The sequence below is a fragment of the Parafrankia sp. EUN1f genome (genome assembly GCF_000177675.1).
Taxonomy (GTDB): Bacteria; Actinomycetota; Actinomycetes; order Frankiales; family Frankiaceae; genus Parafrankia.
Genome location: NZ_ADGX01000031.1, coordinates 64512 through 72990 on the forward strand (window position 1 = coordinate 64512; position 8479 = coordinate 72990).

The following is an 8479-nucleotide window of genomic DNA, read 5'->3' on the forward strand; positions in this document are numbered from 1 at the left end:
CCTATGGCTGGTTGGCGGGCAGGGTGCCTATGGCTGCAGTGCCCGCCGCAGGAAGGCGGCCTGGTGGGCGAGCGCGGGCTCGTGCCACGGCTTGCCGGCGTGCAGGTCGAAGTGGTCGCAGGGGTAGTGCCGTACCTCGGCCCGGCCGCGGAAGGCGGCCTTCGCGGTCGCGTACGGCGGTGCGGCCCGGTCGAAGTCGGCTATCTGGACCAGCCAGCGGCCGCGTAGCGCCCGGGCCGCCGTCCGGCCCGGGCGGAAGGGCCCGATCTCGCCGCCGAGGGTGGCCGCGACCTCGTTGCGCCACGTCGGCCCGGCGATCGCCAGGTAGTCGTCGTAGTAGCCGGGCGGGGTCAGCGCCGCCGGCCGGCCTGGCGGCCCGACCACCGGGATCATCGGCGCGGGGCGGCCGACCAGCCCACCCAGCCGGGCGGCCAGGGACGTGGCAGAGGTTCGGGCCACCATCAGCGGCGGCTGGGTCCGGAACGCGTACAGCGCGGCGGCCGGCCCGTCCAGCAGCGGGACCATGGAGATGACGGCGGCGATGTCGGCCCGGCCGGCGGCGACCTGCAGCACGGTGCCACCCGACAGCGACTCCCCCCACAGCACCAGCCGGGACGGGTCGACACCTGGGGTGCTGGCCGCGACGGTCAGCGCGGCCCGGTAGTCGTCCGCCTGCCTGGCGAGGGACACCGTCTGACGCGCGCCTCCGCCGCTCGCGCCGAAACCCCGGTAGTCGAAGGTGAGGACGTCCAGCCCGGCCGCGGCGAGACCGGCGGCGAACGGTTCCAGACCGGAATCCATGGTGCCGGCCAGCCCGTGCGCCATCACCACGGCGGGCCGGCCGGAATCCGTCGCCAGGCTGTCGTCGGCGGCTCGGAACCACCAGGCCGCGCAGTCCGCGTCCCCGGAACGGAACGTACGTTCCTCGTAGGCCAGCTGCGATTTCGTCATCTGCGGTCCGATCGTTCGTGGCCGGCCGCCGTCACCCACCCGCCTCCGCCTCCACCGGCAGCGGCGGCGGCGAAGGCGGAGGCGGTGTGGGCGACGGCGGCGAGCCGGGCATGGCTAGGGGCGGGTCACGTCGTCGGGTTCGGGTTCGGGTTCGGATTCGGATTCGGATGCGGATGCGGATGCGGATGCGGATGCGGATGCGGGGTCGGTGCCGTAGATCGTGCGCAGCCAGATCGTCGTCAACGCCTCGGCGCGCTGATCCGCGCTGAGCGGACCGCCCGTGCTCAGCTGTTCGAGACTGCGGTCGTTGAGCTCGAGCAGAACGGTGACGAGCGCCCGGCTGTCCGGCCCGGCGGAGGCGGTGCCGGCGGCCCGCTCCGCGTCGATCATTTCCGCGAGCGGGCCGATGAACGACTCCCGGTACTCGTCCCACAGCCTGCGGACGGTCTCGCTGCGCTGGCGGGCGACCAGCATTCCCTGGAACAGGTGCCGGTGGTTCTCCCAGCTGGTGAGCACCGCCTGGATCGTCCGGCTGATCCGTTCCCTCGGTGGTCCGCCGCTGGTGATGAGGGCGTGGGTGGCGGTCAGGACCTCCTGGTAGACGTCCGAGCCGAGCGCTGCCGCGCAGGCCGCCTTGTCCTCGAAATAGAAGTAGAACGCGGACCGGCTCACCCCCGCCTCGGCGGTGATCGCGGCGACGTTGATCTCGTCGAGGTCGCGCTCCTTGAGCAGTTCGTCCAGCGCCCGCATCATCGCGGCCCGTCGCTGGTCACCGCGCTGGGGTGCGCGCCGGTCGAGCGGATCGCCGACGCCGACCTGTTCACCGCTCAACTCAGTGCCGTCGCCGCGGTCAGCGGGACCGGGCCGTCGGCGAGTGCCCGGCGCCGACCCCGCGGCAGCTCCCTGGTGCGCATGTCGTGCTCGTAGAGGAAGTAGTCCACCTGCTGAGTGTGCCGTGGACGGTCGACCATCCGGCCGATGTACTTCTGCTCGTCCGCCGTGATCACCCGTTCCATCTCGGTGTCGGACGGAGGGCGGTACTGGCCGGCCGCATAGGCGGCCACCAGGCGCGACTGGCACTCGACGAACGGGAAGAGGGTCGGCGTCGACTGGGCGAAACCGACGAACGCGAGGTCCGGCAGCCCCGGCAGGAGGATCCGCTTGTACAGGCGGATCCGGTTGTCGGGCGCACTGACGAAGTCCTCGTCGAAGAACGGGAACGTGATGTTGTAGCCGGTTGCGTAGATGATGATGTCGAATTCGCCGGATGTCCCGTCCTCGAAATGGACGGTTGATCCGTCCAGCCGGCTGACGTTCGGCTTCGGGGTGACGTCCCCGCTGGTGAGGCGGACGGGGAGTTCCACCGACTGCGTCGGATGGGCGTCGAAAAGACGGTGTTTCGGGGCTGGCAGCCCCCACCGCTCGGGCCGCCCCGCCGACTGGATGTTGAAGAAGTGGAGCACGTTGCGCTGCCAGTTCAGCGGCACGTACGGAAGGGTGCGGTAGAGCTTGTCCCCCGGCTGGCCGCCGACGAGCTTCGGCACGATCCAGGCGCCGGACCGGGTCGAGATGGTCACCTGGTTGCGCAGTGTCCGGGACGACAGTTCGACGGTGATGTCGGCGGCGCTGTTGCCGATGCCCACCACCAGGATGCGCGAGTCCTTGAACCGCAGCGGGTTCTCCGGGTCGATGTAGTGGTGGGAGTGCAGGGTCTGGCCGGTGAACGTGCCGGGGAAGTCGGCGTAACGCGGGTCCCAGTGGTGGCCGTTGGCGACGACGAGGAAGTCGAACGTACGGGTGCTCCCGTCGGCGGTGGCCAGCCGCCACCCGCCGCCGTCGAGATGTTCCGCGTGCGTCACACCGTTCTCGAACTCGATCCGCTCGCGCAGCCCGAACGCGTCGGCGTACCCGTCCAGATAGTCCTTGATCTGGGTGTGGTGCGGGAAGTCCGGATAGTCGTCCGGCATCGGGTAGTCCCGGAACGAGAGCCGGTGCCGCGAGGTGTCGATATGCAGCGAGCGGTAGGCGCTGCTGTGCCCGTTCGGGTTCCCGAAAGCCCAGTTGCCGCCGACGCGGTCGGACGACTCGAAACAGGTGTACGGCACTCCGTAGTCACCGAGCATCTTGCCGGCGGTCAGGCCGCTGATGCCCGCGCCGATAACCGCCGTGCGAGGCCCGTTCATGGATTCCTCCAGGGGACTGGACAGAGGTGCCGGGCACAGACTAGGAACTGACCTGACACATGTCAATAAAAGCTGACACGCGTGAGGGGTGACAGTGGAGCCGACCGTGGACACAGCGGTGGAGACCGGGGCGCACCAGGATCCGCAGGCCGGGACACCGGTAGGCGCGAAGGCAGTCGCTGACGGAGGCGGCGGTGGGGGCGGTGGCGGAGCCGGCCGGGTCGCGGTCGTCCTGGGCGGGGCCTCCGGCATCGGCCGCGCCACCGCCGAGGTCTTAGCCGCACACGGCTACCAGGTCGTGGTGGCCGACCGTGACGGCACGCTGGCGGCGGAGGTCGCCAGCGGACTGGGTAAGCCACATGAGAGCGCCACCGCCGACGTGACCGACGAAGCATCGGTCGCGGGCCTGTTCGACGGGGTCCACGACCGGCTCGGCCGGCTGGACGCCGTCGTCAACAGCGCTGGCATCGGCAGCCTCGGCCTGATCGCCGACCAGTCGCTGGAGGAGTTCCGCGCCGTCGTCGACGTCAGCCTCACCGGCGGCTTCCTCGTCGCCAAGCACGCCGGGCGCCACCTCGGCCGCGGCGGGGTGCTGGTGTCACTGTCGTCGCTCAACGCCCGCCAGCCCGGCGTGGGCCTGGCCGCCTACTGCTCGGCCAAGGCGGGGCTGTCGATGCTCACCCAGGTCGCCGCCCTGGAGTTCGCCGAACGAGGCATCCGGGTCAACGCGATCGCGCCCGGCCTGGTCACCACCCCGCTGACCGCCCCTGCCGCCACAATCCCCGGTATCACCGAGGACTATCTGGCCAACACCCCGCTCGGGCGGGCCGGCACACCGGAGGAGATCGCGCAGGCCGCCCTCTACCTGTGCTCGGACGCCGCGGCCTGGATAACCGGGGAGGTCCTGGACATCAACGGCGGCGCGCACATGCTCCGCTACCCGAACATGCTCACCCACCTCGCCCGCGCGTTCGGGGACAGCTGAGATGGCCACGACCGACCCCGCAGCCACCCCCGCGACCGACCCGGCCCCGGCCGCCACCGACGGGACGGCCTCCGCCGCGAACGGGGGGAAGCCCGCCGGGAGCCGCACCGGGAGCCGTACGGGGCGGCTTGCCGGAACAACGGCGCTGGTCACCGGCGGTGGGTCGGGCATCGGGGCCGCCCTGTGCCGCGCCCTGGCCGGCGCCGGCGCGACCGTGATCTGCACCGACCTGGACGAGGCCGCCGCGGCCCGAACCGCGGGCGACCTGCCCGGCGCCCGCTCCGCCCGGCTCGACGTCACCGACGCGGCGGCGGTCGAGCAGGCGGTCGCCGACGTCGTGGCCCGGGACGGACGGCTCGACCTGCTGGTCAACAACGCCGGCATCGTCTTCGGCGGCGAGACGACGGAGCTGACCCCCGCCCAGTGGAACCAGATCATCGACGTGAACATCCGCGGGGTGGTGCACGGTGTCACCGCGGCCTACCCGCGGATGATCGCCGCCGGCGGCGGGCACATCGTCAACGTGGCCTCGCTGGCCGGCCTGGTCGCCTCCGGTCTGCTGACCAGCTATGTGATGACCAAGCATGCCGTCGTCGGGCTCTCCCTCGCGCTGCGGGCCGAGGCGGCCGCGCACGGCGTGGGCGTGACGGTCGTCTGCCCGTCCAGCGTCGACACGCCGATCCTCGACAAGGGCGCGATCGGGAGCTTCGACAGCCGGGATCTCTTCCTGAAGGACCAGGGCATCCGGAAGCCCTACGACGTCGACCGGCTGGCGGCGGACGTGCTGGCCGCCGTCACCACCGACCGGGCTCTGCTCATCGCGCCCCGATCAGCCCGGATGGCCTGGCGCTTCCACCGGCTCACACCCGGACTACTGCGCCGCTCGGCGGTGCGCTGGGTCGCCAACCAGCGCAGCCGGGCCGCCGCCCACGCGGCCGGCCGTTGACGGAGCCCGCAGCGCCACCGGGGCTGGCGGGCAGCGCAGCCCGCCAGCCCCGGTGGCGCGATGATGGACCCATGCGCACGCAGAGTGGTTCCGCTTTGTCCGCACGCAAGGGCTCACGGCTGTCGATCGGCTCGGAGGACTCCGTCCTGTGCCTGTGGTCGAAGGGCTCCGTGCTCTCGATCGGCTCGATCGGCTCGGTTCTGTCCATCGGCTCGATCGGCTCGGCCGTGTCCGTCCTGAGCGTCGGCTCCTGGGCGAGCTTCGGCTCGGTGATGAGCGCCGCGTCAGGCTGGTCGGTGATGTCCTGGCGGGCCCGGTGGGCAACCCTGACGGGCGGCCCCGCGGAAGCGACGTCGGGCAGCCACTCCTGACCTCGACTCGACCAACCGCCAACGCGACGCGACGCGGCGCGGCCCAGCTCGACGCGGCTCGGCTCGGCCCGGCCCAGCTCGGCCCGGCTCGGCGCGGGCAGGCTCGGCGCGGGCAGGCTCAGGCGACGGCGAGGATCTCGCCGTTCGGGATCGTGATCGACGCTCCGGGCGTGGCTGCCCACGCACTCCACGCCCGCGAGATCCGCTCCAGATCGGCCTGGCTGGCAAACCCGCCGGCCAGTGCCTGGGAGGCCATGTCCGAACGCAGGATCCGCTCGGCCCACATCTGCCCCCACCAGCGCCGATCGGCCTCTGATGCGTACACCCAGTCGTCGTTCGTCGCCGTGACCTCGGTGAACCCGGCGTCGCGCACCCACTGCGCCAGATGGCGCCCCGCATCCGGTTCCCCGCCGTTCGCCCGCGCGGTACGCAGATAGACATCGAGCCACTCGTCGAGCTCGGGCGGCCTCGGCGTCCACACGAAGTCGCTGTAGCTGCCGTCCCGAGCGGCGACGAGACCACCAGGGCGGCACACCCGACGCATCTCGCGCAGCGCGAGCACCGGGTCGGCGACGTGCTGAAGAACCTGATGGGCATGCACGACGTCGAACGAATCGTCGTCGAACTGCAGCGAGTGGACGTCGGCCACGGCGAAGACGATTCCGCCGGCGGCAGTCCCGCCGCGACGGGCAGCCTCCGCCCGGGCCAGCTCCAGCACGGACTCGCTGATCTCCACCGCGGTGACCTGCCCGGGCGCCACCCGCTCGGCCAGATCGACGGTGATCGTGCCCGGCCCGGCGCCGATGTCGAGCAACGTCATCCCGGGCCGCAGGGCCGGCAACAGGTAGGCCGCCGAGTTCTCGGCCGTGCGCCAGCGATGGGACCTGAGCACCGACTCGTGATGGCCGTGTGTGTAGGTGTTCGCGGGTGTCGTCATCGCACCTCGCCCTTCTCGCTACGGATCGATCCGCCTCCACACCGAGTCTATCTCATAGTTCGAAACTACGATCCCAATATTTGAGACGGTGCCGCTGGGGCGAGCGCGATCGCGACTCCTGAGCTTCGAGCCGCCGCTGCTACCGAGCAGGACCTGAGGGCCGTGGTCGCCGAGAAGCCTGTCGCGGATTGACATCGATCAAGATCGCTGGTCGGTGGACGGGGAGGTTCGCACTCCACGAACGCGGCCGGACCCCCGAGCTAGCCCGGCAGCCCGCCAGCCCGGCAGCCCGGTTTGGCGAGTCGCAAGAGAACGATTTTGGTCGTTCCGACAACCTAAATCCTTCTTTCTTTGCGGGTCGCCAGGCGACCCTGCGACCCTTTTGCCCCTCTTGAGGTGAATAACCGGTGCCGTGCGACGGCGCGGGATCCTCGATGGGTGGCCGTGCGGATGGGGTTCGCATTCCGTCGACACGGCTCTCGCCAAGCCCATGCAGGTGGCCCGGATCCGCCGCGCCTCAGGATTCCGCTAGGGCCCCGGAACGACCAAGACACTCAGATCTTCGCGCCGCCGTCTCGGGCTGTCGCCGTCGCCGCGGCCGCGGCCGCTGACGACCAAGATCTGAAGATTACGGTCGCCAGAACGACGAACACCTTCCGCTCTTCGGCCCCGTCCTGTCGTCGATCACGGATCTGGGCGCGCCGGTGGGGGGCAACCGAGTGGGACGAGCCAGCACCGCAGGCCAGCCAGCACCGCAGGCCGGATCAGACGCAGGCGACCCGGTCGCTGCGCCGGCCCTCGATGTCGCCACCGCTCACCGTGCTCGTGCACTGGGTGAAGATGACGAGGACCAGGTCGGGAGTCCGGGTACCGCCGGCCAGCACCTGAACGCTCTGGCTCCGCCCGGTGAAGGTCACCTTCGTCCGCCCCTCGGAACCGGCCTCCTGGAAAAACTTGTACCCAGCGCCCGGCAAACCCGCACGATAGTAGGCGACGGCCGCGGCGGGAGCTATTCCCTCGAGCTTGATGGTCGCGTCGGTCGCCTTTGCCTCAGAAACCGTCACGGTCGCTCCCGGCGGGATGGGAAAATCCGCGGGGACGATTGTTCCAGCGAGCGGACCGGTTCCCGCGGCCCCCGCCGGCTGTGTCGCCGCACCACCCCCGGTACCTGGCGCCACGCCCGGATCCGTGGCCGCCGCAGCCGACGGTGACGGTGACGAAGCACCTCCGGCCAGCTCAACGGGTATGTCGGTCACCCAGGCACCTGGCGATGTGGTGACGGTGCCGGCCCCGTCAGCCTCGCCGGACCCGGCCGATCCGCCGCCGCAGGCGCCCGTCGACAGCATCAGGCCCACACCTAGTGCCGCGGCCATCACGCGGAGCGCGCGCGCCATTACCTTCATCGTATTCCCCCCGTGACCCGACCATGCTGTCAGCGCACCGCAAAGTCGACACGGCCGAAAATACACCTTTCCGCGGAAAGCCCCGCCGACGCCGTTCGCTTTGTAGGCGGCGGTCGGCCGCGCGCCACGCGCCGCCCGCCGCCTCGTCTATGGCGCCATCAGCACAGCGGAACCCTGGTGTCGACCCAGACGGTGTTCGACGGGCCGGAGGTCTGGCCGTTGTTGTAGAAGCCGTCCGCGTCGGAGTAGTACGCGTCGTTCCACGGCGACGACGCGATCCGGTACCACCAGTCGTTCCCGTTCGGGGTGACGTAGCCACGCACCCGGCAGGTCACCTGCACAGTCTGGTGGTACCCGATGTCCGGGCCGCGCGTCCCGCCGGCGGTCTGGTAGTTCGTCCATGTGTGCCCGCCGTGGTTGGACGTCTCCGAGTAGGTGGACGGCGCCGGCGGCACCGTCGTCGGCGCCACCGTCGTCGGCGCCACCGTTGTCGGCGCCACGGTTGTCGGCGCCACGGTTGTCGGCGCCACGGTTGTCGGCGCCACGGTTGTCGGCGCCACGGTTGTCGGCGCCACGGTTGTCGGCGCTGGTGACGGGCTTGGCGACAGCGACGGGCTCGGCGACGGCGGAGGAGGAGTCGTCCGCGACGGCGGAGTCGGGGTCGGGGTCGGAGCGGGCGGCGGAGTCGTCCGCACCGGGGCGG

Annotated in this window: 10 protein-coding genes; 4 read left to right on the forward strand and 6 right to left on the reverse strand. The window is 71.1% G+C overall.

The window, feature by feature from the left end; genetic code table 11:
* Positions 1–27: 27 nt before the first annotated feature.
* The 3 genes from FREUN1FDRAFT_RS12110 to FREUN1FDRAFT_RS12120 all read right to left on the reverse strand — a co-directional run bounded on the left by FREUN1FDRAFT_RS12110 (position 28) and on the right by FREUN1FDRAFT_RS12120 (position 3134).
* On the reverse strand, positions 28–951 hold the full coding sequence (locus FREUN1FDRAFT_RS12110; RefSeq protein WP_035951371.1) for an alpha/beta hydrolase: 924 nt from the start codon (positions 949–951) through the stop codon (positions 28–30).
* A 114-nt stretch (positions 952–1065) separates the two neighbouring features.
* Positions 1066–1782: a TetR/AcrR family transcriptional regulator gene (locus tag FREUN1FDRAFT_RS12115; RefSeq protein ID WP_198144305.1), complete on the reverse strand. Its 717-nt coding sequence runs from the start codon at positions 1780–1782 to the stop codon at positions 1066–1068.
* Positions 1779–3134: an NAD(P)/FAD-dependent oxidoreductase gene (locus tag FREUN1FDRAFT_RS12120; protein WP_006540332.1), complete on the reverse strand. Its 1356-nt coding sequence runs from the start codon at positions 3132–3134 to the stop codon at positions 1779–1781. Before FREUN1FDRAFT_RS12120 ends, FREUN1FDRAFT_RS12115 begins: the two co-directional genes overlap by 4 nt.
* A 106-nt stretch (positions 3135–3240) precedes the next feature.
* Between FREUN1FDRAFT_RS12120 and FREUN1FDRAFT_RS12125 the strand changes: the two genes are divergently transcribed.
* The 3 genes from FREUN1FDRAFT_RS12125 (at position 3241) to FREUN1FDRAFT_RS12135 (ending at position 5436) form a co-directional block, all read left to right on the forward strand.
* On the forward strand, positions 3241–4119 hold the full coding sequence (locus FREUN1FDRAFT_RS12125; RefSeq protein WP_232295153.1) for an SDR family NAD(P)-dependent oxidoreductase: 879 nt from the start codon (positions 3241–3243) through the stop codon (positions 4117–4119).
* Position 4120: 1 nt separating this feature from the next.
* Positions 4121–5065, forward strand: coding sequence for an SDR family oxidoreductase (locus FREUN1FDRAFT_RS12130; RefSeq protein WP_006540334.1), 945 nt, complete (start codon positions 4121–4123; stop codon positions 5063–5065).
* 71 nt (positions 5066–5136) lie between these two features.
* On the forward strand, positions 5137–5436 hold the full coding sequence (locus FREUN1FDRAFT_RS12135) for a hypothetical protein (protein WP_006540335.1): 300 nt from the start codon (positions 5137–5139) through the stop codon (positions 5434–5436).
* 118 nt (positions 5437–5554) lie between these two features.
* On the opposite strand, the gene FREUN1FDRAFT_RS12140 is transcribed toward FREUN1FDRAFT_RS12135, so the two are convergent.
* The 3 genes from FREUN1FDRAFT_RS12140 to FREUN1FDRAFT_RS43735 form a co-directional block, all read right to left on the reverse strand.
* Positions 5555–6373, reverse strand: coding sequence for a class I SAM-dependent methyltransferase (locus FREUN1FDRAFT_RS12140; RefSeq protein ID WP_006540336.1), 819 nt, complete (start codon positions 6371–6373; stop codon positions 5555–5557).
* Positions 6374–7137: 764 nt separating this feature from the next.
* Positions 7138–7437, reverse strand: coding sequence for a hypothetical protein (locus FREUN1FDRAFT_RS46185; protein WP_232295154.1), 300 nt, complete (start codon positions 7435–7437; stop codon positions 7138–7140).
* 497 nt (positions 7438–7934) lie between these two features.
* A complete protein-coding gene (locus FREUN1FDRAFT_RS43735) occupies positions 7935–8231 on the reverse strand; it encodes a hypothetical protein (RefSeq protein WP_157474679.1) in 297 nt (98 codons plus the stop codon).
* Between FREUN1FDRAFT_RS43735 and FREUN1FDRAFT_RS43740 the strand changes: the two genes are divergently transcribed.
* A partial coding sequence (locus tag FREUN1FDRAFT_RS43740) for a hypothetical protein (RefSeq protein ID WP_035951362.1) occupies positions 8212–8479 on the forward strand: 268 nt, incomplete at its 3' end. The two genes, FREUN1FDRAFT_RS43735 and FREUN1FDRAFT_RS43740, sit on opposite strands and share 20 nt — an antisense overlap.

Coding starts and splice junctions, on each gene's coding strand:
- FREUN1FDRAFT_RS12110 (WP_035951371.1), bottom strand. CDS start 951: ATGACGAAATCGCAGCTGGCCTACGAGGAACGTACGTTCCGTTCCGGG.
- FREUN1FDRAFT_RS12120 (WP_006540332.1), bottom strand. CDS start 3,134: ATGAACGGGCCTCGCACGGCGGTTATCGGCGCGGGCATCAGCGGCCTG.
- FREUN1FDRAFT_RS12130 (WP_006540334.1), top strand. CDS start 4,121: ATGGCCACGACCGACCCCGCAGCCACCCCCGCGACCGACCCGGCCCCG.
- FREUN1FDRAFT_RS12135 (WP_006540335.1), top strand. CDS start 5,137: ATGCGCACGCAGAGTGGTTCCGCTTTGTCCGCACGCAAGGGCTCACGG.
- FREUN1FDRAFT_RS12140 (WP_006540336.1), bottom strand. CDS start 6,373: ATGACGACACCCGCGAACACCTACACACACGGCCATCACGAGTCGGTG.